The organism is Pseudomonas sp., from assembly GCF_035512415.1.
Taxonomy (GTDB): domain Bacteria; phylum Pseudomonadota; class Gammaproteobacteria; order Pseudomonadales; family Pseudomonadaceae; genus Aquipseudomonas.
In genome coordinates this window covers 16,516-41,781 of record NZ_DATKDZ010000042.1, presented here as the reverse complement: position 1 = coordinate 41,781, position 25,266 = coordinate 16,516, and the positions used below count along the sequence as shown (strand labels likewise).

At 62.2% G+C, this 25,266-nt stretch carries 24 protein-coding genes and 4 tRNA genes; 13 read left to right on the top strand and 15 right to left on the bottom strand.

The annotated features are described in order from the left end of the window. Window positions 1-53 precede the first annotated feature (53 nt). From VMP31_RS21120 to VMP31_RS21105, 4 genes are read right to left on the bottom strand one after another with little or no spacing between them, the layout of a single operon-like run. Window positions 54-782, bottom strand: coding sequence for a sulfite exporter TauE/SafE family protein (locus VMP31_RS21120; protein WP_325509671.1), 729 nt, complete (start codon window positions 780-782; stop codon window positions 54-56). After that, window positions 782-1,564 (bottom strand): SDR family NAD(P)-dependent oxidoreductase, encoded by a 783-nt coding sequence (locus VMP31_RS21115; RefSeq protein WP_325509670.1) that lies wholly within the window; start codon window positions 1,562-1,564, stop codon window positions 782-784. Before VMP31_RS21115 ends, VMP31_RS21120 begins: the two co-directional genes overlap by 1 nt. Further along, window positions 1,564-2,499 carry a bile acid:sodium symporter family protein gene (locus tag VMP31_RS21110; protein ID WP_325509669.1) on the bottom strand — a complete coding sequence of 312 codons (936 nt, stop codon included), beginning with the start codon at window positions 2,497-2,499 and terminating at the stop codon, window positions 1,564-1,566. The genes VMP31_RS21115 and VMP31_RS21110 overlap by 1 nt, the downstream gene beginning before the upstream one ends. Next, window positions 2,499-3,839 carry a flavin-containing monooxygenase gene (locus VMP31_RS21105; protein WP_325509668.1) on the bottom strand — a complete coding sequence of 447 codons (1,341 nt, stop codon included), beginning with the start codon at window positions 3,837-3,839 and terminating at the stop codon, window positions 2,499-2,501. Before VMP31_RS21105 ends, VMP31_RS21110 begins: the two co-directional genes overlap by 1 nt. A gap of 163 nt (window positions 3,840-4,002) precedes the next feature. Between VMP31_RS21105 and VMP31_RS21100 the strand changes: the two genes are divergently transcribed. After that, on the top strand, window positions 4,003-4,776 hold the full coding sequence (locus tag VMP31_RS21100; RefSeq protein ID WP_325509667.1) for a spermidine synthase: 774 nt from the start codon (window positions 4,003-4,005) through the stop codon (window positions 4,774-4,776). Window positions 4,777-4,876: 100 nt separating this feature from the next. Here VMP31_RS21100 and VMP31_RS21095 read toward each other — a convergent pair whose 3' ends face one another. After that, a complete protein-coding gene (locus tag VMP31_RS21095) occupies window positions 4,877-5,668 on the bottom strand; it encodes a crotonase/enoyl-CoA hydratase family protein (RefSeq protein WP_325509666.1) in 792 nt (263 codons plus the stop codon). A 352-nt stretch (window positions 5,669-6,020) separates the two neighbouring features. Between VMP31_RS21095 and VMP31_RS21090 the strand changes: the two genes are divergently transcribed. Continuing rightward, a complete protein-coding gene (locus tag VMP31_RS21090) occupies window positions 6,021-7,748 on the top strand; it encodes a DEAD/DEAH box helicase (protein ID WP_325509665.1) in 1,728 nt (575 codons plus the stop codon). A 148-nt stretch (window positions 7,749-7,896) separates the two neighbouring features. Here the strand turns inward: VMP31_RS21090 and VMP31_RS21085 are convergent, their stop codons facing one another. Next, on the bottom strand, window positions 7,897-8,664 hold the full coding sequence (locus VMP31_RS21085) for a class III extradiol ring-cleavage dioxygenase (RefSeq protein WP_325509664.1): 768 nt from the start codon (window positions 8,662-8,664) through the stop codon (window positions 7,897-7,899). A 173-nt stretch (window positions 8,665-8,837) separates the two neighbouring features. Here VMP31_RS21085 and VMP31_RS21080 point away from each other — a divergent pair, with 173 nt between their 5' ends. Further along, window positions 8,838-9,494 (top strand): thiopurine S-methyltransferase, encoded by a 657-nt coding sequence (locus VMP31_RS21080; RefSeq protein WP_325509663.1) that lies wholly within the window; start codon window positions 8,838-8,840, stop codon window positions 9,492-9,494. 53 nt (window positions 9,495-9,547) lie between these two features. Here VMP31_RS21080 and htpX read toward each other — a convergent pair whose 3' ends face one another. The 4 genes from htpX to VMP31_RS21060 all read right to left on the bottom strand — a co-directional run bounded on the left by htpX (window position 9,548) and on the right by VMP31_RS21060 (window position 12,985). Beyond that, window positions 9,548-10,420, bottom strand: coding sequence for a protease HtpX (gene htpX / locus VMP31_RS21075; protein WP_325509662.1), 873 nt, complete (start codon window positions 10,418-10,420; stop codon window positions 9,548-9,550). A gap of 145 nt (window positions 10,421-10,565) precedes the next feature. Further along, on the bottom strand, window positions 10,566-11,018 hold the full coding sequence (locus VMP31_RS21070) for a hypothetical protein (RefSeq protein ID WP_325509661.1): 453 nt from the start codon (window positions 11,016-11,018) through the stop codon (window positions 10,566-10,568). After that, entirely contained in the window at window positions 11,018-11,761 is a 744-nt protein-coding gene (locus tag VMP31_RS21065; protein ID WP_325509660.1) for an SDR family NAD(P)-dependent oxidoreductase, read from the bottom strand. The genes VMP31_RS21070 and VMP31_RS21065 overlap by 1 nt, the downstream gene beginning before the upstream one ends. A gap of 12 nt (window positions 11,762-11,773) precedes the next feature. Further along, entirely contained in the window at window positions 11,774-12,985 is a 1,212-nt protein-coding gene (locus VMP31_RS21060; protein WP_325509659.1) for a pyridoxal phosphate-dependent aminotransferase, read from the bottom strand. A 307-nt stretch (window positions 12,986-13,292) separates the two neighbouring features. On the opposite strand from VMP31_RS21060, the gene msrB reads away from it, so the two are divergent. The 3 genes from msrB (at window position 13,293) to VMP31_RS21045 (ending at window position 14,749) form a co-directional block, all read left to right on the top strand. After that, a complete protein-coding gene (gene msrB / locus VMP31_RS21055; RefSeq protein WP_325509658.1) occupies window positions 13,293-13,688 on the top strand; it encodes a peptide-methionine (R)-S-oxide reductase MsrB in 396 nt (131 codons plus the stop codon). 111 nt (window positions 13,689-13,799) lie between these two features. After that, window positions 13,800-14,285, top strand: coding sequence for a glutathione peroxidase (locus VMP31_RS21050; protein WP_325509657.1), 486 nt, complete (start codon window positions 13,800-13,802; stop codon window positions 14,283-14,285). Next, window positions 14,282-14,749 (top strand): MarR family winged helix-turn-helix transcriptional regulator, encoded by a 468-nt coding sequence (locus tag VMP31_RS21045; RefSeq protein WP_325509656.1) that lies wholly within the window; start codon window positions 14,282-14,284, stop codon window positions 14,747-14,749. Before VMP31_RS21050 ends, VMP31_RS21045 begins: the two co-directional genes overlap by 4 nt. A 27-nt stretch (window positions 14,750-14,776) precedes the next feature. Here the strand turns inward: VMP31_RS21045 and VMP31_RS21040 are convergent, their stop codons facing one another. After that, window positions 14,777-17,092 (bottom strand): hybrid sensor histidine kinase/response regulator, encoded by a 2,316-nt coding sequence (locus tag VMP31_RS21040; protein ID WP_325509655.1) that lies wholly within the window; start codon window positions 17,090-17,092, stop codon window positions 14,777-14,779. A 99-nt stretch (window positions 17,093-17,191) separates the two neighbouring features. Between VMP31_RS21040 and VMP31_RS21035 the strand changes: the two genes are divergently transcribed. Next, complete coding sequence (locus VMP31_RS21035) at window positions 17,192-18,085, top strand: ATP-binding protein (RefSeq protein WP_325509654.1); 894 nt, start codon at window positions 17,192-17,194, stop codon at window positions 18,083-18,085. Beyond that, window positions 18,078-18,560, top strand: a complete 483-nt coding sequence (locus tag VMP31_RS21030) for a GAF domain-containing protein (protein WP_325509653.1) — start codon at window positions 18,078-18,080, stop codon at window positions 18,558-18,560. The genes VMP31_RS21035 and VMP31_RS21030 overlap by 8 nt, the downstream gene beginning before the upstream one ends. A gap of 18 nt (window positions 18,561-18,578) precedes the next feature. On the opposite strand, the gene VMP31_RS21025 is transcribed toward VMP31_RS21030, so the two are convergent. Both VMP31_RS21025 and VMP31_RS21020 read right to left on the bottom strand, forming a co-directional pair. Beyond that, window positions 18,579-19,241, bottom strand: a complete 663-nt coding sequence (locus VMP31_RS21025) for a glutathione S-transferase family protein (protein ID WP_325509652.1) — start codon at window positions 19,239-19,241, stop codon at window positions 18,579-18,581. A gap of 49 nt (window positions 19,242-19,290) precedes the next feature. Further along, on the bottom strand, window positions 19,291-20,061 hold the full coding sequence (locus tag VMP31_RS21020; protein WP_325509651.1) for a hypothetical protein: 771 nt from the start codon (window positions 20,059-20,061) through the stop codon (window positions 19,291-19,293). Window positions 20,062-20,287: 226 nt separating this feature from the next. On the opposite strand from VMP31_RS21020, the gene VMP31_RS21015 reads away from it, so the two are divergent. The 4 genes from VMP31_RS21015 to VMP31_RS21000 all read left to right on the top strand — a co-directional run bounded on the left by VMP31_RS21015 (window position 20,288) and on the right by VMP31_RS21000 (window position 20,687). Further along, window positions 20,288-20,363, top strand: a tRNA-Glu gene (locus VMP31_RS21015). Window positions 20,364-20,390: 27 nt separating this feature from the next. Further along, a tRNA-Gly gene (locus VMP31_RS21010) sits at window positions 20,391-20,466 on the top strand. A gap of 43 nt (window positions 20,467-20,509) precedes the next feature. Continuing rightward, window positions 20,510-20,585, top strand: a tRNA-Glu gene (locus tag VMP31_RS21005). Between the two features lie 26 nt (window positions 20,586-20,611). Beyond that, window positions 20,612-20,687 (top strand) — tRNA-Gly (locus tag VMP31_RS21000). A gap of 117 nt (window positions 20,688-20,804) precedes the next feature. On the opposite strand, the gene VMP31_RS20995 is transcribed toward VMP31_RS21000, so the two are convergent. Both VMP31_RS20995 and VMP31_RS20990 read right to left on the bottom strand, forming a co-directional pair. Beyond that, entirely contained in the window at window positions 20,805-21,215 is a 411-nt protein-coding gene (locus VMP31_RS20995; protein ID WP_325509650.1) for a PA2817 family protein, read from the bottom strand. Between the two features lie 208 nt (window positions 21,216-21,423). Further along, the gene (locus VMP31_RS20990) at window positions 21,424-23,871 is read right to left on the bottom strand and encodes an acyl-CoA dehydrogenase (protein ID WP_325509649.1); all 2,448 of its coding nucleotides are present in this window, start codon (window positions 23,869-23,871) and stop codon (window positions 21,424-21,426) included. A 459-nt stretch (window positions 23,872-24,330) separates the two neighbouring features. On the opposite strand from VMP31_RS20990, the gene VMP31_RS20985 reads away from it, so the two are divergent. Continuing rightward, window positions 24,331-25,263, top strand: a complete 933-nt coding sequence (locus tag VMP31_RS20985) for an ABC transporter ATP-binding protein (protein ID WP_325509648.1) — start codon at window positions 24,331-24,333, stop codon at window positions 25,261-25,263. The last annotated feature ends 3 nt before the right edge of the window (window positions 25,264-25,266 follow it).

The window sequence follows — 25,266 nt, the reverse complement described above, 5'->3', positions numbered from 1 at the left end:
CGATAAGCCCGGCGCTTCAAGCCGATAGCCGCGATAGAGCGATTGCATAAGGCCTAGGCAGTCACTAGCAAAGCCCCAGTACCCAGTAGCAGGCCATAGATGACGATACGGAAATGCTGTTCGTTAAAGCGCCGATGCAGGCGCTCACCCAGCCACACGCCGATCAGCAGTAAGGGCGCATAGCTGGCGACTTGCGGCAGTGCGGGCAGTAGGCGGCCGTCGAGCAGAAAGGCCACCGTCAACAGGCTGTTAAGGCTGAACCAGACCGTGACCAGGGTGGCGCGCAGGCGAGCCTTGTCCAGCTGGGTGCCGGCCAGGGCGAACACCAGCAGCGGGCCGCCGGAGGCAAACAGGCCGTGGCTGATACCAGCGCACAGGCTAAGCAGACGGTTTAGCCACATCGGCCTGACGGGTTGCGCGGCAGCATGACGCAAACGCCACAGTTCGCGGGCGGCAAACCACAGCACCAACGCGCCAAATAGACGCTTGGCCAGGGCGGCGTCCAGCCAGGGCAGCAGGGCGTAACCGATCAGGGTACCGACGACCATGCCTGGCAGGATCATGCTCAGCAGCAGGCCGCGGTCGATCATCTGCCGATGCCGCCAGACCAGGTAGCCGGTCATACAGATATTCAGCGGCACCAGTACTGGCAGCAACTGGTCAATGGGCAGAAACAGGGCACCCAGCGACAAGGCGATAACGATGCTGCCGAAACCGGTGATCGCTTCCAGGGTGTAAGCCAGCAGAATAAAACCGGCCAGCGTCAGCCAGATAACATCCATCAGCCCATCTCCGCGGCGAAGCGGGCGCTCATCTTGCGGTAGTAAAAACCGGGGGCGATGCGCCAGAGCAGGCTGGCCAGCCAGCTGCCACGGTCGGGAAATAGCCGTTCGCGGCCTTGCGCCTGGGCCTGGAGAATCTGCGCGGCCATCCACTCGGCGCTACGCACCTGGCCGATGGTCGAGCGGCCGTGTTGCGCCTGGCGGCCGTCGCCGCCCAGGGCGTTCTGTTCAATGGGTGTATCGAGAAAGCTCGGGTACACCAGCAGTATGCGGATGCCGTCGCGGGCAGCCTCAGCGCGCAGCACTTCAAAGAACTGGCCGAGGGCGCTTTTCGCCGCGCAATAACCGGCGCGGCCCAGCACCGGCATCCAGCCGGCCATGGAACCGATGACGATGATCTGCCCACGGCTCTGGCGCAGCAGCGGCAGGGCGCTCAGGGTCAGCTCCACGGGGGCCTGGTAATCGACTGCCATGACCTTGCGAAATACGGCTGGGTCGGTCTGCAGGGTGGGCGAGCGGTGGGTGATGCCGGCGTTATTGATCAGCATATCGAGGCCGCCGAAGCGCTCGCTGCAGATCTGCAGTAATTGCTGATGCAGGGCCGGGTCAGTGATATCGCCGGCCAGCCCGATTACCCGTTCTGCGCCCAGTTCATTAACCCGTGTGCTCAGGCCGCTGGCGTTGATATCGGTGAGCAGCAGCTGGTAACCCGCTGCGTGATAGCCGCGTGCAAGCTGCCAGCCGAGGCCGCTGGCGGCCCCGGTAATCAATACGCTGTGCATTATTTTTCTCCAGCGCTGGCCAGTGCCGCAGGTGTTAGCGGCAGGCTTGCGGGTGGCCGACGTGACCAAATAAAGGCCAGGGTCAGGCCGCTGACCAAATGCCAGCAGCCCCAGAACGCGGCAATCAGCAACATGCCGCTGGCCTGGGGGAAGAAGGTGAAGATGATCACCAGGCCCAGGGCCGAGTTCTGGATACCCACCTCCAGGGTGATCGCCCGCCGATCCGCTGCCGGTAGGCCGGACAGTCGTGCGCAGCCGTAACCCACCGCCAAGGCCAGGGCGTTGTGCGCCACCACCAGCCAGAAAAACAGGTGGAAGTGGGCGATAAACTGGTCAAAGTTGCGGCTAAAGGCCAGGGTGACGAAGGCCAGCATCACCAGCAGGGCAAAGATCCGTAGCGGCCTTTCCACCTTGAGTGACAGGCTGGGAAAACGCCGGCCGATCCACATGCCGGCGATCAACGGCAGGCCGAGCACCAGCACTACCAAGAGTAGCAGGCTGACTGGGTCCATGGCTATTTCAGTCAGCAGCGGGCGGGTCAGCGGATTCAGCCAGGCATAAAAGCCGAAGTTCAGCGGCGTCAGCACGCTGGCGGCGAGGCTGGATACCGCAGTCATGCTGACCGATACCGCCACATTGCCACGGGCCATCCAGGTCATGATGTTGGAGAAGCTGCCGCCGGGGCAGGCGGCCACCAGCATCATGCCCAGGGCCAGCATCGGCTCGATGCGCAGCGCCCAGCAGGCCAGGCAGGTCAGCGCCGGCAGCAGGACAAACTGTGCGAACAGGCCAATCAGCGGCGCTTTGGGCTCGCGGACGATGCGTTTGAAGTCATCCAGGCGCAGCTCCAGAGAGACGCCGAACATCATCAGCGCGACGATGACGTTGATCAGCACCAGGCTGCTGGGGTCGAACTGGATATTCACCGGCTCCATCACGGGCTTCCTTCAACAGTGCGGCTGGCGGCAGCGGGCAGCGCCGCCAGACCGGCGCGCAGGCTGTTGCTGTGCTGCGCGATGCTCTGACGATAGCTGTCCTTGTGCACGTAGTAGGCCATGCGTTCCAGTTGCAGGTACTGGTAGCCACCGTCCAGACGCATGCTCGCCCGTTCGCGTTTGAGCGCCTGGAAGTCCCTGGCCGCCTGGCTGCCAGCCTGCAGCCCCTTGATATACAGCGCCACCAGCTCGGCCTGCTCGTCGCGGCCCTGCCAGCCGAGGCCCGAAGCTTCGACCATGCCCAGCATAAACAGGTCGTCGTACTCGGGATGGAACACATTCAGGTACAGCTGCGGCGCGCCGGCGCTACTCGGCCAGTTGAGGTGCGCGCGGTCGATAAAGGGATAGTCGAGCTTGTAACCGGTGCCTTGCAGAATCAGATCGTACTCAGCTTGTTCGCCATCGCTGAAGGTCACTTGCAGGCCGTTGACCTTGGCCACATCGCGGCGCGCCTTGATATCGCCATGGCCGAGGTAATGCAGCACCAGGGAGTTCATCACCGGGTGTGATTCGTAGAGTTTGTAATCCGGGTCGGGCAGGCCGTATTGCGACGGCTTGCCGACCAATGCGCGCACCAGCAGGCTGTCGAGAAACTGCTTGAGCGGGCGCGGCAGCTTGATCGCGCCGCCGAGGGTATCGGTCGGTCGGCCGAGGGTGAATTTGGGCAGGAAGTAATAGCCACGGCGCACCGACAGGTCCACCGAGGCGGCGCGGTGCACGGCGTCCACGGCGATATCGCAGGCCGAGTTGCCGCAGCCGATCACTAGCACGCGCTTGCCGTCGAACACCGCTGCTGAGCGGTAGTCGCTGGAGTGCATCAGCTCGCCAGTAAACGCGCCAGGCAGCGCCGGCTGATTGGGCGTGTGCAGGGTGCCATTAGCCATCAGCACGCCGTCGACCAGCCATTCACGCTGCACGCCGTCCTGCTCGCTGATCAGCTTCCAGCCTTTGTCCAGGCGCTGGATTGCCACCACACGGGTATTGAATTGGTAATGCGCATACAGGCCGAAGTGCTCGGCGTAGTCGCGGAAATAGCGGCGCATTTCACTGTGGTGCGGGTAGGGGGCCACCTCGGCACGCATCGGAAATTCAGTGAATTGGGTGGTGCCCTTGGAGGAAATCAGGTGCGCCGAGTCGTACATGGTGCTGTGCGGGTTCTCGATGTCCCACAGGCCGCCGACATCCGCGTGCAGTTCGAAACCGACAAAGTCGATGCCGTGCTTGTGCAGTTGACGTGCTGTACACAGCCCCATGGGGCCGGCACCGATAATGGCGTACATGGCAAACCTCGATATTTGTTTTTATTGTTGTAGCCGCATAACGACGAACTCGGCGCTCCCGACTGCGGCAAATTATCGCGTGACCAGGGGAGGGTGCCTCAATGACAATTAGCGCCTTTCCCCTGGCCGAAATGGTCGGGGATGTCATGGTGGAGAGTGGTGGATGCCAGGTTTACCCCCGGTCGGTCAGATGCCGGACCCGCTGTTGATCGCCGAAGTGCACGATGCCTTCGGGGTGATCCAGGTAGTCGAAATGGGTGCTTACCGCTTTCTCGAGTTCGGCGAAGCGATCGAGCAGAGCTGCGTGTATATGCCGGACCCCAGCTGGCTGGAGTACGACTATACCCGCGCCATGCTGCTCGGCGCGTTGTGCCATGAACACCCGGAAAGCGCGCTGTTTCTCGGCCTCGGTGCCGGCAACCTGACCCAGGCCTGCCTGCGGTTTCTGCCGTTGGAAGATGTCGAAGTGATCGAGCTGCGCGCCGATGTGCCGCGCTTGGCCATGGAGCATATGGGCCTGGTCGATGATCCGCGCCTGACCATCCGCATCGGCGATGCCCTGGAGCTGCTGGAAAGCGCGGAAAAGACCGATCTGCTGTTTGTCGACCTGTATACCGACCATGGTCCTGCGACCGGGCATCTGGCCTGGCGCTTTCTGGAGAACTGCCAGAAGCAGCTCAACCCCGGCGGCTGGCTGATTATCAACCAGTGGGCCGGCAACGATGGCAAACCGCTTGGCGCACCGCTATTGCGCGGCCTCTACCATCGGCATTATTGGGAGTGCCCGGTAAAGGAAGGCAACGTGGTGCTGCTGGTGCCGGCGGACCTTGACCAGCAGCTTGATCAGGATGAGTTGCTGCGCCGCGACGAACTGCTGGCCCCGCGGCTGGGTTATTCACTGAGGTCGTTAATACAGGCGCTACGCCCGGCGACCTAAGCAGGTGCCGGATGGGTAGGGTGCGCCGTGCGCACCGGCGCAGGCCAGAGGTTCCTGGTGCACACACGGCGCACCCTACGGGTTGGCAGCTCAGTGCTCTTCAACGCCCCTTGAAGTCGCCTGGGCGGCGTTCGAGCATGGCTTTGACGCCTTCCTGGGCATCTGCGCTGGCCATCAGGCGGGTCACGGTGGGGTGCAGGCTGGCGGCTGCGGCTGTCGGGCCTTCGACCACGGCCTGACGTGCCGAGGCCAGGGTGGCCTGCACGCCTAGCGGTGCCTGGGCGGCGATGCGTTCGGCGAGCCATAGCGCTTTGGGCAGCAACTCTTCGCTGGCGACAACCTCCTGGATAAAGCCCAGACGATAGGCTTCGTGAGCATCGAACTCATCGCCAGTCAGCAGCCAGCGCATGGCGTTGCCCCAGCCGGCCGTTTGATGCATGCGCAGGGTGGCCCCGCCGAAGGGGAAGATCCCGCGTTGCACTTCCATCTGGGCGAAGCGGGTGTTGCTGGCGCACAGGTTGATATCCGAGGCGAGCATCAGTTCGATACCGATGGTGTAGCAGTAGCCTTGTGCGGCCACGATTACCGGTTTGCTCACTCGCGGCCCGCCGAATACGCCCCAGGGGTCGCAGCCGCCCTCGGGAATCTTCCAGCCGGCGGCAAACTGCGCCGCCACGTTGGCCAGGTCCAATCCGGCGGTGAAGTGCTCACCATGGGCAAATACCAGCGCCACCCGCGCCTCGCTGTCGCGCTCGAACTCACCGTAGGCCAGGCACAGGTCATCGAGCATGGGCATATCGAAGGCGTTGCGTTTGCTCGCTCGGTCCAGGCCGATCAACATGATCGGGCCGCGTTTTTCACGGCTGACGCGGCCGCTGGTGCTTTGGGTCATGGCAGGGAGTCCTTATGCGCAGTTGGTAGGCTGGGGCGTGAAGCCGTTACAGCATGGCAGCTGCAGGCTATCAGAGCATGACCGTATGGCACGCTATAGGCGTTATTTATGCTTTATTTCAGGTCTGTGTGCGGAAAAGCAGGCACATCGGCCAGGTTTTCCGGTATAGTGCGCGCCGGTCAATTCATGGCCACGTTCAGGTAGTACAACTCGCCCGAAGGTTAACTTTGGCAGTTAGTCCGTTTTGCGGACTATCCTTGACGATTCATTTATCACACGTTTTCGCAAATCCCCGCCGACATGGCTGCCAGGGTGACTCTCGGGTCTTACACGGCATGCGCAGCTTTGGAACATGGGTCTTTGCGGATGCACTAGAGGCAGACCCATGACCCAGGAAATCGGCGGCTTCGCCGCTCTCGATCTACACCCCAATGTTCTCGCTGCTGTAATTGCCACTGGCTATGAAGAGCCTTCGGCTATTCAGATTCAAGCGATTCCAGTAATCCTCGCCGGCCACGACATGATCGGCCAGGCGCAGACCGGTACCGGTAAAACCGCTGCCTTCGCCCTGCCAATCCTCAGCCGCATCGACCCGGCCAAGCGTCAGCCACAAGCGCTGATCCTGGCTCCGACCCGTGAGCTGGCGCTGCAGGTTGCCACCGCTTTTGAAACCTACGCCAAGCAAATGCCGGGCGTCAGTGTTATCGCCGTTTACGGCGGTGCGCCGATGGGCCCGCAGCTCAAGGCCATCCGCAATGGCGCACAGATTGTTGTGGCCACCCCGGGTCGTCTGGTTGACCACCTGCGTCGCGACGAGAAAGTGCTGTCGACCATTCAGCACCTGGTACTCGACGAAGCCGACGAGATGCTCAAGCTGGGCTTTATGGATGACCTCGAAGTCATCTTCAAGGCCATGCCGGAAAGCCGTCAGACCGTGCTGTTCTCTGCCACTCTGCCGCACTCGATCCGTTCCATCGCCGAAAAACACCTGCGTGACCCCAAGCACGTCAAGATCGAAACCAAAACCCAGACCGTAACTGCCATCGAGCAGGTGCATCTGATGGTTCACGCCGACCAGAAGCACGCCGCCGTACTGCGTCTGCTGGAAGTCGAAGAGTTCGACGCGCTGATCGGTTTCGTACGCACCAAGCAAGCCACCCTGGATCTGGCCGCCGCGCTGGAAGCCAAGGGCTACAAGGCTGCCGCACTGAACGGTGACATCGCGCAGAACCAGCGTGAGCGCGTGATCGACTCGCTGAAAGATGGCCGTCTGGACATCGTAATCGCCACCGACGTTGCCGCTCGCGGCCTCGACGTGCCGCGCATCACCCACGTGATGAACGTGGACATGCCCTACGATCCGGAATCCTACGTCCACCGTATCGGCCGTACTGGTCGTGCCGGTCGTACCGGTCGCGCCCTGCTGCTGGTGACGCCGCGCGAGCGCCGCATGCTGCAAGTGATCGAGCGTGTCACCGGGCAGAAGGTTGGCGAAGTCAAGCTGCCAGACGCCAAGCAGGTGCTGGACGCACGTATCAAGAAACTCACCAACAGCCTGGCTCCGCTGGTTGCTGATGCCGAAGCCAGCCACGGTGAGCTGCTTGATCGTCTGACTGCCGACATCGGTTGCAGCCCGCGTGCCCTGGCCGCAGCCCTGCTGCGCAAGGCCACCAATGGCCAAGCGCTGACCCTGGCTGAAGTTGAGCGTGATCAACCGCTGGTACCGAACAGCAGTGGCCCGCGTGAGCGTAGCGAGCGCAGTGACCGTGGCGGTGATCGCCCTGATCGTCCTGAGCGTGATGGCAGCCGCGAGCGTCGTGCTCCGGTGCCATTGGCCGAAGGCCGTGCCCGTTGCCGTACCGCCCTGGGCGCTCGTGACGGTATCGCTGCGAAGAACCTGCTCGGTGCCATCCTCAACGAAGGCGGCCTGGTCCGTGAAGCCATCGGCCGCATCCAGGTGCGCGAGAGCTTCAGCCTGGTCGAGCTGCCGGAAGAAGGCCTCGAGCGTCTGCTGACCAAGCTGAAAGACACCCGCGTCGGTGGCAAGCCACTGAAGCTGCGTCGTTATCGCGAAGATTGATTCTTCGCTGAATAAAAAAGCCCCGCCTAGTGCGGGGCTTTTTTATGTGTTGAGTTTTGCGCCTTAGCGCTTGCCCGCCAGGTTTACCTGCTGGCCTGTAGGCAGGCCAGGTAGGAGCGGACTTGTCCGCGATAAGGGCTGAGGCGACTCAGCTGAAACTGTAGATATCCATCCCCAGTGCGCCAAGCGTGAAACCACTGTGTTCGACCCTGAACTGTCCGCCTGCACCTTTGGCGAAGAACAGCGGCAGCAGGTGTTCGTCGCTGGGGTGGTTGCGCACCGCAAAGGGGGCTTGCCGGCGGTAGTCCTGCAGGGCCGCGGTATTCTGGCTTTCCAGCTGCGCGACGATCCAGTCGCGAAACGCCTGGGCCCAAGGCTCTATGACCTCAGGGCCTGCGTGCCAGTCCACTTCACCGAGGTTGTGGGTGATGCTACCTGAACCGATCAGCAGCACGCCCTGTGCGCGCAGGCCGGCCAGTGCCTGGCCAACCTGGCGTTGCAAGGCCGGGCCGTGCTGGCTGGGTAGCGAGACCTGCACCACGGGAATATCGGCCTGCGGGTACATCAGCGTCAGTGGCACCCAGGCCCCGTGATCCAGCGGTCGTTCGGCATCGAGCTGGGCTGGCAGGTTGGCTGCGGCCAGCAGTTGGATTATTTCCGCCGCCAGCGCTGGGTTACCAGGCGCTGGGTATTGCACTTGATAGAGCTCGGGCGGGAAACCGCCAAAGTCATGCCAGGTTCGCGGTTGCACCGCGCTGCCTACCCGCAGCTCGCGGCTTTCCCAGTGCGCCGAAACCACCACAATGGCGCGTGGCTTGGGCAGTTGGCTGGCCAGGCGAGCCAGGGCAGGGCCGCTGGCGCCGGGTTGCAGGGCCAGCATGGGTGAGCCGTGGGAGATAAACAGGCTGGGTAACATGGCGTTCTCCTGATCGAATGCGTTCATCATCTATCAGTCAATACGGCCATAAAAGCGCAAATATCCGGGTTTTTTAATCGGGCTGGTAGATTGATCCGGCCTGGCCGATGGTCGGTTGGTCTTGTTCGGCGCTTTCCGGCAGGATTGGTCGATAAATATGCCTCGGAGTCGATATGCACGCGGAATTCTGGCAGGCGCGTTGGGCGCGCAGCGAAATAGGTTTTCATTTATCCGAGGTCAATCCCTACCTGCAGCGCTATTGGCCCGACCTGGCCTTGGCGCAAGGCTCGCGGGTGCTGGTGCCCTTGTGCGGCAAGAGCCTGGATATGCTCTGGCTGGCCGGCCAGGGTTATCGGGTGTGTGGGGTCGAACTGGCGCAGAAGGCGGTGGAGGATTTTTTCTCCGAACACCAGCTAGAGCCGGTGATCAGCGAGGAATGTGGCTTTCGGGTCTATCGATGTGAGGCGCTGGAGATATACTGCGGCGACTTCTTTGCGCTTACGCCACAGCAGGTTGCCGAGTGTCAGGGCCTGTATGACCGCGCGGCGCTGATTGCGCTGCCGCCAGAGATGCGTGCGCGCTATGTCGCGCACCTTGCGGCCATCCTGCCGCCGGATTGTCAGGGCTTGCTGGTGACCCTGGACTACGAGCAGACGCAAATGGATGGGCCACCCTTTGCCGTGGCCGATAGCGAGGTGCAGCGCCTGTTTGCGTCCACCTGGCAGTTGCAGGAGCTAGCGTGCGGTGATGTGCTGGGCGACAACTGGAAGTTTCTCAAGCGCGGCCTTGAACGCCTGGATGAGCGGGTGTACCGCTTGTGTAAGGCCTGAAGCCGGAAAAGAAAAAGGCGGCCCGTGGGCCGCCTTTTTCGTCTGCGTTGTACTTAGCCGCGCTGACGCAGGGCTTCGATGCGCACTTCCAGTGGCGGGTGAGTCATCAGCAGGCCGGCCAGGCCGCTCTTCAGACCGCCGTTGATGCCAAAGGCGGTCAGGCTGTTAGGCATGGTGACCGGTACTTCCTGTTCGGCGCGCAGGCGCTGCAGGGCGGCGATCATCGCGCCAGTACCGGCCAGGCGTGCGCCGGCTTCGTCGGCCTTGAATTCGCGCTTACGCGAGAACCACATAACGATGATGCTGGCCAGGATGCCCAGAACAAGCTCGGCGAAGATGGTCGCAACAAAGTAGCCGATGCCCGGGCCGTCTTCGTTTTTCAGGATCACCTTGTCAACGAAATTGCCGAAGATCCGTGCGAAGAACATCACAAAGGTGTTCACCACGCCCTGAATCAGCGCCAGGGTGACCATGTCGCCGTTGGCTACGTGGCCGATTTCGTGGGCCAGTACGGCGCGTACTTCATCAGGCGAGAAGCGCTCCAGCAGGCCTTGGCTGACGGCTACCAGGGCGTCGTTCTTGTTCCAGCCGGTGGCGAATGCGTTGGACTCATAGGCCGGGAAGATACCCACTTCCGGCATCTTGATCCCGGCTTCGCGGGACAGCTCTTCCACGGTCTGCAGCAGCCACTGTTCGTGACGGGTGCGCGGTTGGGTGATGATTTCGGTCTTGGTGCTCATCTTCGCCATCCACTTGGACAGGAACAGCGAAATCAGCGACCCGGCGAAACCGAACACGGCGCAGAAAACCAGCAGGCTGCCATAGTTCTGGCCGGTAAAACGGTCGACCCCGAGCAACTTCAGGGTGATGCTGGCGATGATCAACACCGCCATGTTGGTGGCCAGGAACAGCATAATGCGCATCATGGTGTATTGAGACTCCTCACGGGAAAGATCTATCAGGTTGCTGAAAACCCTGTTTCGGCTGCTTCGCCTGGTTTTTCAACAACCACTATTGGTTATGCCGGCTATATAAGGGCGCACCCCCCAGCACTTCAACCTGGCGACTATTTCAAACTATGTCGCTTGCGCCGTTCAGGCTGCTCTCGAACAGCAAGCGGCTGAGACGCGAGATGCGTTCGCCGTGGCGCTGTCCCAGTGCTTCGCGTAGCTGGAAGGCCAGGGTGGCATGTACCCGGCGCACGCTGGGTGGCAAGGCCTCGCCCTCGCGCAGGGCATGGGGTATGGCTCGGGTCAGACGTAGAAAGCCCTTTTCTGAGAGAACCGCCTGGTCCAGAGCGTCGTAGCCGATGGTCGAGTCGAAGCGGATATAGCCTTCCTCGGCCAGCCATAGCAGGGCACCCAGGCAGCTTTGATGGCGTGGCGTGGGCAGGCCGAATTCGTCGGGCTCCTCGCGGCCGATCAGGTCTTCGACATACAGCGCGGCCTTGCGTGGAAATACCTGGTAAAGGCTCAGCAGGCCGGCGGCCGCGTCCTTGTAGAACTCGTCGATCTGCAGGTCCATCAGAATTTGCCAATCAGCGAGGTGGGCAGGTAGGGCAGCAGACGGCCCAGCAGGGCCCAGGGCCAGCCCGGGACATAGGCGCTCGCGGCGCGTTTGTCGATATGCCGGGCGATCAGCCGGGCCCCGCGCTCGACATCAATCAGAAACGGCCGGTTGGCCATATCGCTGTTCAGCGGCGTATCGATAAAGCCCGGCAGCAGCAGGGTCGTGTCGATGTTCTTGCCCAGCAGTTCGGCGCGGGTGGCCTGCATATAGTTGATCAGCCCGGCCTTGCTCGCCGAGTAGCCGGCGGTATAGGGCAGGCCGCGCGTGCCGGCCACTGAAGCGACGGCGACCAGGTGGCCGTGGCCCTGTTGGCGGAAATACGCACAGGCGGCATCCAGGCAGGCGATGGCACCGATCAGGTTGGTTTCCAGGGTCAGGCGGGTGCGTTCGAAGTGGCCGCCACCGGCCTTGCCGGTCAGGGCGATGCCGGCGTTGGCGATAAGGCCGTCGAGCCCGCCAAGCAGGTTGGCGGCCAGGCCTACGGCGTCCTGGCAGGCGGCGTAATCGGTGACATCCAGCGGCAGCACTACCACCTTGCGGTTAAAGCGTGCCTGCAGCTCGGCGGCGAGCAGGTGCAGGCTGTCTTCGCGGCGCGCGGCCAGCGCCAGGTCGTAACCCTTGGCCGCCAACTCGCGGGCCAGGGCGGCACCGATGCCGGAACTGGCCCCGGTCAGCAGGTAGCGTTTGCCCTGGCTCATGGCGTTCTCCGCTTACTGTTGGTAGGTCTTGAGGAAGCTGCCGATACGGCCGATGGCCATTTCCAGCTCATCCACCCGCGGCAGGGTGACCACGCGGAAGTGGTCCGGCCACGGCCAGTTGAACGCGGTGCCCTGAACGATCAGCAGTTTTTCCGAGAGCAACAGATCGAGAACGAATTTCTCGTCGTTGTGGATCGGGCAGACCTTCGGGTCGATCTTGGGGAAGGCATACAGCGCGCCCATGGGCTTGACGCAGCTGACCCCGGGAATGTCGTTGAGCAGCTCCCAGGTGCGGTTGCGCTGCTCCAGCAGGCGGCCGTTGGGCAGCACCAGGTCGTTGATGCTCTGGTAGCCGCCGAGGGCGGTCTGGATCGCATGCTGGCTCGGCACGTTGGCGCACAGGCGCATATTGGCGAGGATATCGATGCCTTCGATATAGCTCTGGGCGCGGTGCTTGGGCCCGGAAATCGCCACCCAGCCGGAGCGGAAGCCCGCCACGCGGTAGGATTTGGACAAGCCGTTGAAGGTCAGGCAGAGCACGTCCGGGGCCAGGGAGGCGGTACAGATATGCACGGCTTCGTCGTAGAGGATCTTGTCGTAGATCTCATCGGAGAACAGCACCAGGTTGTGCTGGCGCGCCAGTTCGACGATATCCATCAGCACTTCTTTGGAGTACACCGCGCCGGTGGGGTTGTTCGGGTTGATTAGCACCAGGGCCTTGGTATTCGGGGTGATCTTGGCGCGCATATCGGCGATATCGGGGAACCAGCCGGCCTGCTCGTCGCACAGATAATGCACCGGCTTGCCGCCGGACAGGGCCACGGCGGCGGTCCACAGCGGGTAGTCGGGGGCTGGGATCAGCACTTCGTCGCCGTTATTGAGCAGCGCCTGCATCGCCATCACGATCAGCTCGGAGACGCCGTTGCCGAGGTAGATGTCCTCGATGGTGATGCCTTCCACCTGCTTCTGCTGGTAGTACTGCATCACCGCTTTGCGCGCGCTGAACAGGCCCTTGGAATCGCTGTAACCCTGGGCGGTGGGCAAATTGCGGATCACATCCTGGAGGATTTCCTCGGGTGCCTCGAAACCGAACGGTGCCGGGTTGCCGATATTCAGCTTGAGGATGCGGTGGCCTTCCTCTTCCAGGCGTTTGGCGTGCTTGAGCACCGGCCCGCGAATGTCGTAGCAGACGTTGGCCAGCTTGTTCGATTTGCTGAACTGCATGTAAGGAATCCCGAATGGTGAAACGCCGCTGAATTACCCTGTAAAAGACTCGATCTGGCGAGCCTTGGCAGGCTGTAACGCCGGTGACAGACTGGGGTCGAATGATACGTGGCGGCCCGACCTTGGCAAAGGTACTGGTCGGGCTTTTTTGCGCTCAGCACATCCATGTGCTTTACCCCTTCGGGGTTTGCGCGCAAAAACGCTCCCGGCGTTTTTGTGGCGTGCCATCCATGGCCGCCACCCTGCGGGCCGTTGCTACGCGACGTTAAGATCGCTCTCGGCGATTTTTCTATTGAGGACTGTGCCCTTGGACAAGCTGGAAAAACCCCTGGAAAGCTGGCGCGAAGAGCTTTCCGATGAGCAATTTCATGTGTGCCGCCTGGGCGGTACCGAGCGCGCCTTTACCGGCGAATACCACGACAGCAAGGTGCCGGGCATCTATCTCTGCGCTTGCTGCGGTGCCGAGCTGTTCGATTCGGCGGCCAAGTTCGATTCCGGCAGTGGCTGGCCCAGCTATTTCCAGCCGGTGAACCCGGAGGCGATCGCCAGCCTGGACGATTTCAGCCATGGCATGCACCGCATCGAGGTCAAGTGCAGCAAGTGTGACGCGCACCTGGGCCACGTGTTTCCCGATGGGCCGGTGCCGACGGGGCTGCGCTATTGCATCAATTCGGCGTCGCTCAAGCTGGTGCCGAACGCTTGATGCATTTGCACGGGCCCGCTATCAGCGGGCCTTATTTTGCTTTAATTAAATTGCATGCAATTTAATTGCTCGCTATCTTCCGTTCACTTCAACTCACCATAGGCGACAAGCATGAGCAGCGATCTCTTCGATATTCCGGTTACCACCATCAAAGGCGAGCAGAAAACCCTGGCCGACTTCGGCGCCAAGGCCATCCTGGTGGTCAATACCGCCAGCAAGTGCGGTTTCACTCCGCAGTACAAGGGCCTGGAAAACGTCTGGCAGCAGTACAAGGACCAGGGCCTGGTGGTGCTGGGGTTCCCCTGCAATCAGTTCGGCAAGCAGGAGCCGGGTGATGAGGGCGCGATCAGCGAGTTCTGCGAGCTGAACTTCGGCGTGAGCTTTCCGCTGTTCAAGAAGGTTGATGTGAATGGCAGCGATGCCCATCCGCTGTTCGTCAATCTGAAGAAAAACGCCCCGGGCCTGCTCGGCAGCCAGGGCATCAAGTGGAACTTCACCAAGTTTCTGCTCAGCGCCGACGGTGAGGTGATCAAGCGTTTCGCCCCGACCACCAAGCCCGAAGACCTGACTGCCGAGATCGAAGCACTGTTGAAATGACCCAGGCCAGTCTGCATGTGGATGAAGGGCTGCAGCTGGACAACCAGCTGTGCTTCAAGCTTTACGCCGCCTCGCGGGCGGTGATCCGTGCCTACAAGCCGATGCTCGATCAGCTCGGCCTGACCTACCCGCAGTACCTGGCCATGCTGGTGCTGTGGGAATGGCAGCAGCAACCGCCGGCGCAACCCACGGTCAAGGCCCTGGGTGAGCGTCTGCTGCTCGACTCAGGCACGCTGACGCCCCTGCTCAAACGCCTGGAGGCCCAGGGGCTGCTGCTGCGCCGACGTTCGGCCAGCGATGAGCGTGAGATGCACCTAGGGCTGACTGCAGCCGGTTGCACCTTGCGCGAGCGGGTGATGCCGTTGAAGGAGCAACTGCTCTGCGAACGTGGGGTCGATGCGCATGCCCTGGCGGCGCTGCGTGGTCAGGTGGGCGTGCTGCTTGATCAGCTTATAGCGCGTTGACGCCGCAGCGCGGCGCGCAACGAGGCCTCAATTGACCCTGGTAGTCAGCCATTGGTCGAGCAGGGCGGCCAATTCTTCCTTGCGGAAGGGCTTGGCCAGGTAGTCGTTCATGCCGGCGGCGCGGCAGCGCTCGCGTTCGTCGGAGAGCGCGTTGGCGGTCAGGGCAATGATCGGCAGCTGCTGGTACTCGGGGTGCTGACGAATATGGCGGGTGGTTTCATAGCCATCCATGACCGGCATATTGCAGTCCATCAGCACCAGGTCGACCTGCTGCGTTTCCAGCACGGTGAGGGCTTCGCCGCCGTGATTGGCCAGCAGCACTTCGCAGCCCAGCTTGGCGAGCATGCCCTTGGCCACCAACTGGTTGACCGGGTTGTCCTCCACCAGCAGCACCCGTGCCTGGCGGCTGTTTTCCGGCTCGGGCTGCTGCTGTGTCGCGTTGGGCTCATGCTGCCCCAGGCTGCGCCGCAGTGCCTGCAGCAAGGCCTGGCGGGCCAGGGGGCGGGCCAGCTGCTCGATGGGGGCCAGAGCCTGGACCTGGACCGCGGAGAGAAAGTTGCCGTAGGCGCTGACCAACAGGATGGGCTGGCGATACGCCGTGCGCAGCTGCTGGAGGTGCTGCGGGCAGTCGCTGATCAGTAGGTCGGCGGTGTGACCGTCCAGTTTGGCGTCGGGATCCAGGTGCACATAACTCAGCCCCCAGGCGGGCAGCAGGCGCGCCAGCTGTTCGCTGAGGCCCGAGCTGGTGGGGCTGACGACCAGAACGTGACCTGTCAACTGGGGTAGCTGCTGGATGCTGGCCTGGGTGGGGAGCGGTAGGTCCATGCAGAATTGACTGCCGAAGCCTTCCTTGGTCTCCAGGCTCAATTGCCCCTGCATGGCCTCGCAGAGCCGCCGGGTCAGGGCCAGGCCCAGGCCGGTGCCGCCGAATTGCCGGGTGATGCCGACCCCGGCCTGGGCGAAGGGGTGGAAAATCCGCGTCTGGGCTTCCTCGGCGATGCCGATACCGGTGTCCCGAACGACAATTCGCACCCCTTGCGGTTGGGCGCTGACGCTGATGTCGACACGGCCGAAGCGGGTGAATTTGAGAGCGTTGGACAGCAGGTTGCTGACGATCTGGCGCACCCGGGTCGGGTCGCCCAGCAGCAGGGTGGGCAGTTGTGGATCAATCAGGCAGGTCAGTTCGACCCCGGGTGCGGCATTTTGCGAGAGCAGGTTGGCGGTGTCTTCGACCAGGCTGGCGAGGTCGAAGGGAATGCTTTCCAGTTCGAGCTGGCCGGCCTCGAATTTCGACAGGTCGAGGATGTCGTTGAGCAATTCCACCAGCACCTTGCCGGAGTCGTGGGCAATCGACAGTTGCTGGCGCTGCTCGTTGTTCAGTGGGCCATCCAGGGACAGGGCGAGCATGCCCAGCAGGCCGTTGAGTGGGGTGCGAATTTCATGGCTCATATTGGCCAGAAAGGCCGAGCGCGCCTGGGCCATGTCCAAGGCGGTGCGGCGCGCCTGTTCAAGCTCGCGGTTGGAGTCGAGCAGGCGGGTGTTGGTGGCTTCCAGTTCGGCGGTGCGTGCCGACACCACGTCTTCCAGCTGCGCCAGGTACTGGGTCAGGCGACTTTCGGCCTGTTGCCGCTGTTCGATCTCGCTGGCGATGCTGCTCAGTTGGCGGTTGGTTACATCGACCAGCACGCCGATTTCATCGCGCTCATGGTTGGGCGGGTAGGGCAGCCTGCTGGCCTTGGGGCTGCGCAGGTCACGCTCGCTGAGGGCGCTGATAAAGCCGGTCAGCGGTTTGGTCAGCATAAAATAGAACATCACCAGCAGGATCAGCGAGAGCAGCAGGCTGCGGGCGAAACCGGTCAGCAGGGTGAGCAGCGAGCGGCGCAGGAAGTGGCTGCCGAAGGCGTAGGTGTCCACTTCCAGGCTCAGGTTACCGAGGGCCTCGCTGGGGGAGTGGCTGACGAACAGGGCGGTTTCGAAGTGCCGGCGCGGGCCGAACATAAGGTCGCTGAGCACCCGGTAGCGGCTTTCCATGGCCGGGCGGTTGACCGTGGCCAGGGTCAGCTGGTTGTTGTCGATGATCTCGGCGCTGATGACCGCCGGCGAGCGCAGTAGACCCAGCACCAGTTCCTGGGCCAGTTCGGCGTCGATGTTGTAGGCGATCCGCGCAGCCGGGTTGTGGCTGATCTCCAGCAGCGCATTAACCTCGCGATTGATGGAGGCATCTTCGCTGGCATAATCGATGCCGACCTGCAGCACGCTGAGCGCTGTGCCGAGGATAAACGCCACCAACACGGTCAGGCCGGCCTGCTTGAATGACAGGCGTTGGGTTAACGCAATATCCATATGGGCTGGTCGTTCTCGTGTGAATCGCCTGCCAAGCATAGCCCATCTGTTTTACTTGATGGCAGCCCCTGGGTTGCCCTGAATATTCTGGAGTGTGTCGTGGATTCCCGTTTGAGCACTTTTTTACAGGGAGCCGAGCAGCTGATGCTCAGGCTCGAGCCCTGGTTGCCGGTGCAACGCAGTGCAATCGACTGGCAGCAGAGCCTGGCGGCCCGCTGGCAGCGCGAAGGGCGTGGCGGTTATCTGCAACCGCTTGAGGTCAGTCTCGACCTGCGCCTGAGCGACCTGATCGGGGTGGATCGTCAGTGCGAGCAGCTGGCGCGTAATACCCGGCAATTTATCCGTGGCCTGCCGGCCAACCACGCGCTGCTCTGGGGCGCGCGGGGTACGGGCAAGTCGTCCCTGGTGCGGGCGCTGCTGACCGAGCAGGCAGCGGCGGGACTGCGCCTGATCGAGATCGAGCGCGATCATCTGGCCGACCTGCCGCGGGTGGTCGAACAGCTGGCGGGATTGCCGCAGCGTTTCGTGCTGTTTTGCGATGACCTGTCGTTTGAAGCCGGCGAGGGCGATTACCGCATGCTGAAGACCGTGCTCGATGGCTCCCTGGAGCGCGCGCCGGACAATGTGCTGCTGTATGCCACCTCCAACCGCCGCCACCTGCTGCCGGAGAAGGAAAGCGACAACGAGAACTGGCAGCGGGTCGATGGCGAGCTGCATCCCAATGAGGCGGTGGAAGACAAGATTGCCCTGTCCGACCGTTTCGGCCTGTGGCTGTCGTTCTATCCCTTTACCCAGGAGCACTTTCTCGCCGTGGTGCGTCACTGGGTCGAGGTGCATGCCGCCCAGGCCGGGTTGAGCTGGGAGTGGAGCGAGGCCCTGGAAAAGACCGCAATACGCTGGGCTTTGGGGCGTGGTAATCGCAATGGCCGCTGCGCCTATCAGTTCGCTCGGGACTGGGTCGGTCTGCAACTTTTGAGTCAAGACGATGATTGATCTGCAACAGAGTGGTCGGGGGCTCGATGGCTACCCGCTATTGTTTGCGCAATTGCAGGCGCTACTGGCCGATGAGCGCGACTTTATTGCCAATGCCGCGCAGTTTTCCGCGTTCCTGTTTCAGGAGCTGGCTGATCTGAACTGGGCCGGTTTCTACCTGGCCCGTGGTGAGGAGCTGGTGCTGGGGCCCTTTCAGGGTCGGGTGGCCTGCGTGCGGATTCCCTTCGGTCGCGGGGTGTGCGGCATGGCGGCGGCCACCCGGCAGAGCCAGCGGGTGGAGGATGTGCATGCCTTTGCCGGGCATATCGCCTGTGACAGCGCTACCGCCAGCGAGCTGGTGCTGCCACTGGTCAAGGACGGGCGCTTGATCGGCGTACTCGACCTGGACAGCCCCAGGCCAGCACGCTTTTCGCTGCAGGATCAGGCCGCTATCGAGCGTTTGGCCGAAATCTTTCTGCAGCTGACGGACTGCTGAGCCCGAGCCCGAGTGGTCTCAGGCCTTGCCGGCCATCTTGGCCAGGGTGCGCAGCTCGCCAGGGAGGACTTTCTGCAGCGATGGCCGCGCCTTGATCCGGTCATGGAACGCGGCCAGGTTGGGCCAGCGCTGGGCATCCAGTCGCACGTCGCCGTGTTCCATATTGATCAGCTGGCAAGCCAGCGCCAGGTCGGCCAGGGTCAGGCTGTCGCCGACCAGAAACTCGGCGCTGCCCAGGGTTTGTTCGAGGTAGTCGAAGTGTGCCGGCAGTTTTCCGCTGAGGGCTTTTTGCACCGCCTGCTCGTCACAGGGCTGGCCCATGCTGGGCTTCAGGGCGCGGTTACGGAACAGGGTAAAGGTACACAGGGGCCCCAGCTCGTAATCGGCGTATTTCTCCAGCCAGCGTACCCGGGCGCGCTGTTCGGCAGTCTGCCCGAGCAGCGGCGGTAACTGCGGATACTTGTCCTCGATGTACTGGCAAATCACGCTGGAGTCGGCGAGGCTGAAGTCACCATCCTTGAGCGCCGGGATCCGCCCCAGAGGGCTAAGTTCGCGGTACCAGTCTGGCTGGGCGAAGGGCAGGATAATCTCCAGCTGATAGTCCAGGGCTTTTTCGTCCAGCAGCAGCCGGACCTTGCGCACATAGGGTGACAGCGGGGCACCGTAAAGTGTCAGGCTCATGGGGCAGGTCTCGTTTTTGTTGGAAGGCGGGGACGTTACTGCGTCGACCTCAGTCGTAGATATTCTTTTTCTTCCAGTCTTCTTCGCTTTCCAGGGATTCGAGGCCCTGGTTCAGTTCACTGGCTTCATCGGCGGCGGGCTGGGTTTTGTCCAGCACCATGGCATTGGCACGGGCCAGCTGCTCCTCGAATTTTTTCAACTCGTTCTGGTAGCGGGCAGGGTCATTCTGTTTGCGCAGGTATTGCACGCCGCGCTCGAAGGCCAGGCGCGCCTGGCCTGGCTGGCCTTGCTGCAGCGCCTGCTGGCCGAGGTTGCCGAAGAATTCGATATGCACCTGGGTGAGCATGTGGCGAATTTCTTTCAGCCAGTGCTTGGCTTCGTTGGCCGGTAGCAGGCCTTCCTGAGCCGAGCGGGTCATCTGGCCATGGAGGCTTTCCAGCTGGTAGCGGATTTCCTTGGCCTTGGCCTCGGAAAGGATCTGTTGCGGCGGGTTGTTGACCGGTATCGATTCGCCGAGGGCGATCAGTTTGCGTAGCTCGTCGATGCGTGCCTTGAGGGCGCTGTTGTGCTTGTCCAGCGGCAGCAGGCGTTCGCCGAAGTGCAGCTGCAGGCGGCTGAGCAGAAGTTTCAAGGCGGGCGTCATCAGCTGACCGGGCAGGGTTTCCGCCAGGTCCTCGCTGCGCCGCAGGCGATCGTTGAGGTCGGCCTTGAGGCGGGCCTTTTCCAGCTTATTGTTCTCGACCATATGATTGATGTAGGCGATGGCCATCAGTAGGGCGATGCCGGCGACAATCATTAAGGTAATAACGAGTGGGGACATGGGGTGCAGCCTCTCGAACACCAGTTTTCGTTCGAGTGTAGTGCGTTAGCCTTGAGGCTGATAGAGCGGCATCATATTCAGGGCTGAAGTCATTGATTTATAAAATTTTTTACACAGAGGTTGACGATACCTGCAAGGCTCCATAGAATGCGCGCCACTTCGTAGCGCAATGCCTCAGGGCCTAGCCTGCGAAAGCCGGAATAAAGTGGTGTATATTCCGGGCAGTGTCCCCTTCGTCTAGTGGCCTAGGACACCGCCCTTTCACGGCGGTAACAGGGGTTCGAGTCCCCTAGGGGACGCCACTTCTTAAAGAAGTGGGTTGTTATAAAGCGGGAATAGCTCAGTTGGTAGAGCACGACCTTGCCAAGGTCGGGGTCGCGAGTTCGAGTCTCGTTTCCCGCTCCAGATTAAGGGCATCTGCTTCGGCAGGTGGCCGACAAGTTCCAAGGTCCCCTTCGTCTAGTGGCCTAGGACACCGCCCTTTCACGGCGGTAACAGGGGTTCGAGTCCCCTAGGGGACGCCATTTTTGTTGTAGATACAGGCTGTATTGCGGGAATAGCTCAGTTGGTAGAGCACGACCTTGCCAAGGTCGGGGTCGCGAGTTCGAGTCTCGTTTCCCGCTCCATATAATCAAGAACGCCGCTCACTGAGCGGCGTTTTTGTGTCTGCTGTTTTTGAAGCATGTAAAAAAGCCCGCCGGTAGATGCCGAGCGGGCTTTTGTGTTTCTGGTGTCCCGGCCTGTCAGTGCTTGCTGCCCTGGGCGGGCATTGCCAGCAACTGCTTTTCCTGGTTCCAGTCGAAGGGCTCGTCGTTCTCCTGGGCGTAGAAGCGGCGTTCTTCGAGGGTCTGGTACATCTCGATTTCTTCGTCGGGCATAAAGTGCAGGCAGTCGCCGCCGAAGAACCACAGCAGGTCACGGGGTACCAGGTGGGCGATTTGCGGGTAACGCTGGAAGATCTGGCTGATCAGGTCCTGGCCCAGATAGAGGCTGGCTTCCGGATCGCTCGGCAGGTCGCTGAGCAGTTCGTCGTAGCGCTCCAGGTACATGGCATGGCTGTCATCGAGAATCTGCTCGGCTTCGCCAAGGGCCACCAGAATGGTGCGCAAGTGGTTGAGCAGGGCGAGGTGGTGGTCGATGTGGGCGTTGGCCATGGGGCAATCCTGTAGGTAAAACGGGCGCGCAAGTATAAGGCTCGCGTCGCCCGCTGTCCTGCCTGCTTAGAGTCTGCACATGATCTTGCGAGCTAGAGCCACGCAAGGCAAAAGCAGGCGAGGAAGCGCAGTGTACGAGTAGTACATGAGCATTCCGAGCCTGCTTTTAACGCAGCAGGGCCGACGCGCAGCAGATCATGTATAGGCTCTAGCGGACTTTCCCTGCCTCCAACGTCAGCTCTTCTTTGGCGAAGTCGTCGACATCGATCACCACCCGCCGCGCCGCTTCGGCCTGTTGCAGCTCGTGGGCTTCTTCGGCGCTCAATACCCCGGCGCTAACCGCGGCCTCGATCAGGCTTTGCCCTGGTAGTGCCTGCACCTGGTCCGCCTTGACGGCTTTGTGCAGCTTTTTCTGCAGCGGTTGCGCTTCGCGCAGTAGGTTCATGGCGTATTGCAAGGCACCCACCGGGTCCTGTTCGGCTTGCGGGCGATAGCAACCTTCGAGCAGTTCTTCCAGGGCCGGGTCGCCGCTGTTGCGGCCGATGATCTCGGCGATCTGCGCGTCCAGTGCGTCGCTGGGGCCTTTATGGCGACGGCCGAAGGGCAGGACTAGCACGCGCAGGGCGCAGCCAAGGACTTTGTTGGGGAAGTTGCTGAGCAGTTCTTCCAACGCCTGTTCGGCCTTGCCCAGGCTTTCTTCCACGGCCCAGCGCAGCATGGGCTGTGAATGTTCCGGGTAACCGAGGTCGTGGTAGCGCTTGAGCGCCGCCGAGGCCAGATACAGGTGGCTGAGAACATCGCCGAGGCGTGCGGACAGGCGCTCGCGGCGTTTCAGTTCGCCGCCCAGCAACATCATGCTGGTGTCGGCGAGCAGGGCGAAGGCCGCGGCCAGGCGATTGAGGGCGCGGAAGTAGGGGCGGCTGATGCGGTCCCCCGGCACCTGGCTGAAGACCCCCAGACCAAGGCTGAGCACCAGGCTGCTGGCGGCGTTGCTGACGGCGAAGCCGATATGCTGCAGCAGCAGTGAGTCGAACTCCTGCAGCGCCTGGTCCTGGTCTTCGCGACCTGCCAGTGCCATTTCCTTGAGCACATAGGGGTGGCAGCGAATCGCCCCCTGACCAAAGATCATCAGGTTGCGCGAAAGGATATTGGCCCCCTCCACGGTGATAAAGATCGGCGCACCTTGCCACGAGCGGGCCAGGTAGTTGTTCGGGCCCATGACGATGCCCTTGCCGCCGTGCACGTCCATGGCGTGGCTGATGCATTCGCGGCCGCGCTCGGTCAGGTGGTACTTGAGGATGGCCGAGAGCACCGAGGGTTTTTCGCCCAGGTCCACTGCGTTGGCGGTGAGGATGCGCGCGCTGTCCATCAGCCAGGCGTTGCCGCCGATCCGCGCCAGGGCTTCCTGAATGCCTTCGAAGGCGGCCAGTGGCACGTTGAACTGCTCGCGGATCTGGCTGTACTGGCCGGTGGTCAGGCTGGTGAACTTGGCCGCGCCGGTGCCGACTGCCGGCAGAGAGATGGAGCGGCCCACGGACAGGCAGTTCATCAACATCATCCAGCCCTTGCCGAGCATCTCCTGGCCGCCGATCAGGTACTCCAGCGGGATAAACACATCCTTGCCGGAGTTGGGACCGTTCATAAAGGCCGCGCCGAGGGGCAGATGGCGACGGCCGATCTCGACGCCGGGTGTTTCGGTGGGGACCAGGGCCAGGCTGATGCCCAGGTCTTCTTCTTCGCCCAGCAGGTGCTCGGGATCGTAGGCCTTGAAGGCCAGGCCGAGCAGGGTGGCGACGGGGCCGAGGGTGATATAGCGCTTTTCCCAGTTCAGGCGCAGACCGATAACTTCCTCGCCTTGCCATTGGCCTTTGCAGATGATCCCGGTGTCCGGCATGGCACCGGCGTCGGAGCCGGCCAGGGGGCCGGTGAGGGCGAAGCAGGGGATGTCTTCACCGCGTGCCAGGCGCGGCAGGTAATGATCGCGCTGAGCGTCGGTGCCGTAGTGCAGCAGCAGCTCGGCCGGGCCTAGGGAGTTGGGCACCATTACGGTGGAGGCCAGGTCGCCTGAGCGGGTGGCCAGCTTCATCGCTACCTGGGAGTGGGCGTAGGCGGAAAAGCCTTTGCCGCCGTACTGCTTGGGGATGATCAGGGCGAAGAAGCCGTGCTGCTTGATATGCGCCCAGGCCTCGACGGGCAGATCCATCTGCTGGCCGATCTGCCAGTCGCTGACCATGGCGCAGAGGGCTTCGGTGGGGCCGTCGATAAAGGCCTGTTCTTCCTCGGTCAGTTGCGCCTTGGGGTAGGCGAGCAGGGTGTCCCAGTTGGGCCGGCCGCTGAACAGCTCGCCATCCCACCACACGGTGCCTGCCTCGATGGCGTCACGTTCGGTGGCCGACATCGGCGGCAGCACGCGCTTGAACCAGGCGAACAGCGGGGCGCTGAACAGGCTGCGGCGCTGTTCTGGCAGGGCCAGGGGCAGGGCCACGGCCAGCAGTACCAGCCAGAGCACGGCCATCAGCCAGACGGGGGCATGACTGAAGATGCCCATCAGCAGCAGGTAGCCGGCTGTTACACCGAGGGCGGTCCAGGGCGGCGTGCGGCGGTGGGCCAGATAGGCCACGCCAAGGACCAGAACGAGTAACCAGATAACGAGCATGAGAATCCTCCGTGATGGCAAGGTGCCGATTACACCTTAACAAGCTTAGCCGCCGAGGGTGGCGACAAGCGCGGTGAGCTTGGTCGAATCGTCGTGACATGGGCACGATCAGCCCCCTTAGACTGTAGCCACAGTCATACAGGACGTGCCCTATGCCCGGCCGCTGCCTCGATAGTGACCACCCGGCGCTGATGGAGTTCGACAAAAGTACCCGGGGCGTCCGTCGATACATCAGCCAGTACCGGCCTATATATCGACGGGGCTGATAAGCACCATCGGAAACTGCCGGGTTTATTCTGCGCCGGGCGCTGGTAGGCTGCTGCCCGGCTTTGGGCGCAGCAGTTTTTCCGCAAGTAGGCTGCTGTGGAGTTGTTCCAGGCGCTAGACTTGGGCCACTTCGCGCTGTGTGGCGCAGCCCCTCTTGAATTCCTTTCTATCTAATCAGGTGCGCGCATTTTTATGAGTACCGCTCTGTCCATTCGCCAGTTGACCAAGACCTATGGCAACGGCTTCCAGGCGCTGCACGGCATCGACCTGGACGTGGCTGAAGGCGATTTCTTCGCCTTGCTCGGCCCCAACGGTGCCGGCAAATCCACCACCATCGGCATTCTTTCCACTCTGGTGACCAAGACCAGCGGCACCGTCAACGTGTTCGGCCATGACCTGGACAAACAACCCTCGGCGCTCAAACGCTGCCTGGGCGTGGTGCCCCAGGAGTTCAACTTCAACCAGTTCGAGAAGGCCTTCGACATCGTCGTGACCCAGGCCGGTTACTACGGTATCCCAGCAAAAATTGCCAAGGAGCGCGCCGAGCAGTACCTCAACCAGCTGGGGCTGTGGGGCAAGCATGATGTGCCGTCGCGCGAGCTGTCCGGGGGCATGAAGCGCCGCCTGATGATTGCCCGCGCCCTGGTGCATCAGCCGCGCTTGTTGATTCTCGATGAGCCCACCGCAGGGGTCGATATCGAACTGCGCCGCTCGATGTGGAGCTTTCTTACCGAGCTCAACCAGCAGGGCATCACCATTATTCTGACCACCCACTATCTGGAAGAGGCCGAGCAGCTGTGCCGCAATATCGGCATCATCGACCACGGGCGGATTGTCGAGAACACCAGCATGAAGACGCTGTTGAAGACGCTGCATGTGGAGACCTTTATGCTCGACCTCAAGGAGTCCATGCTGGTGCCGCCGCAGCTGACCGGCTACCCGGCGCAGTTGCTCGATGGGCATACCCTGGAGGTGCAGGTGGACAAGGCTCAGGGCATCACCGAGCTGTTCCGCCAGTTGGCTCAGCAGAATATCGAGGTGCTCAGCCTACGCAACAAGAGCAACCGCCTGGAGGAGTTGTTCGTCTCCCTGGTCGAGAAGAACCTGGTCAAGGAGGCGGTATGAGCA

Coding starts and splice junctions, on each gene's coding strand:
- VMP31_RS21120 (WP_325509671.1), bottom strand. CDS start 782: ATGGATGTTATCTGGCTGACGCTGGCCGGTTTTATTCTGCTGGCTTAC.
- VMP31_RS21115 (WP_325509670.1), bottom strand. CDS start 1,564: ATGCACAGCGTATTGATTACCGGGGCCGCCAGCGGCCTCGGCTGGCAG.
- VMP31_RS21110 (WP_325509669.1), bottom strand. CDS start 2,499: ATGGAGCCGGTGAATATCCAGTTCGACCCCAGCAGCCTGGTGCTGATC.
- VMP31_RS21105 (WP_325509668.1), bottom strand. CDS start 3,839: ATGTACGCCATTATCGGTGCCGGCCCCATGGGGCTGTGTACAGCACGT.
- VMP31_RS21100 (WP_325509667.1), top strand. CDS start 4,003: ATGCCAGGTTTACCCCCGGTCGGTCAGATGCCGGACCCGCTGTTGATC.
- VMP31_RS21095 (WP_325509666.1), bottom strand. CDS start 5,668: ATGACCCAAAGCACCAGCGGCCGCGTCAGCCGTGAAAAACGCGGCCCG.
- VMP31_RS21090 (WP_325509665.1), top strand. CDS start 6,021: ATGGGTCTTTGCGGATGCACTAGAGGCAGACCCATGACCCAGGAAATC.
- VMP31_RS21085 (WP_325509664.1), bottom strand. CDS start 8,664: ATGTTACCCAGCCTGTTTATCTCCCACGGCTCACCCATGCTGGCCCTG.
- VMP31_RS21080 (WP_325509663.1), top strand. CDS start 8,838: ATGCACGCGGAATTCTGGCAGGCGCGTTGGGCGCGCAGCGAAATAGGT.
- htpX (WP_325509662.1), bottom strand. CDS start 10,420: ATGATGCGCATTATGCTGTTCCTGGCCACCAACATGGCGGTGTTGATC.
- VMP31_RS21070 (WP_325509661.1), bottom strand. CDS start 11,018: ATGGACCTGCAGATCGACGAGTTCTACAAGGACGCGGCCGCCGGCCTG.
- VMP31_RS21065 (WP_325509660.1), bottom strand. CDS start 11,761: ATGAGCCAGGGCAAACGCTACCTGCTGACCGGGGCCAGTTCCGGCATC.
- VMP31_RS21060 (WP_325509659.1), bottom strand. CDS start 12,985: ATGCAGTTCAGCAAATCGAACAAGCTGGCCAACGTCTGCTACGACATT.
- VMP31_RS21050 (WP_325509657.1), top strand. CDS start 13,800: ATGAGCAGCGATCTCTTCGATATTCCGGTTACCACCATCAAAGGCGAG.
- VMP31_RS21045 (WP_325509656.1), top strand. CDS start 14,282: ATGACCCAGGCCAGTCTGCATGTGGATGAAGGGCTGCAGCTGGACAAC.
- VMP31_RS21040 (WP_325509655.1), bottom strand. CDS start 17,092: ATGGATATTGCGTTAACCCAACGCCTGTCATTCAAGCAGGCCGGCCTG.
- VMP31_RS21030 (WP_325509653.1), top strand. CDS start 18,078: ATGATTGATCTGCAACAGAGTGGTCGGGGGCTCGATGGCTACCCGCTA.
- VMP31_RS21025 (WP_325509652.1), bottom strand. CDS start 19,241: ATGAGCCTGACACTTTACGGTGCCCCGCTGTCACCCTATGTGCGCAAG.
- VMP31_RS21020 (WP_325509651.1), bottom strand. CDS start 20,061: ATGTCCCCACTCGTTATTACCTTAATGATTGTCGCCGGCATCGCCCTA.
- VMP31_RS20995 (WP_325509650.1), bottom strand. CDS start 21,215: ATGGCCAACGCCCACATCGACCACCACCTCGCCCTGCTCAACCACTTG.
- VMP31_RS20990 (WP_325509649.1), bottom strand. CDS start 23,871: ATGCTCGTTATCTGGTTACTCGTTCTGGTCCTTGGCGTGGCCTATCTG.
- VMP31_RS20985 (WP_325509648.1), top strand. CDS start 24,331: ATGAGTACCGCTCTGTCCATTCGCCAGTTGACCAAGACCTATGGCAAC.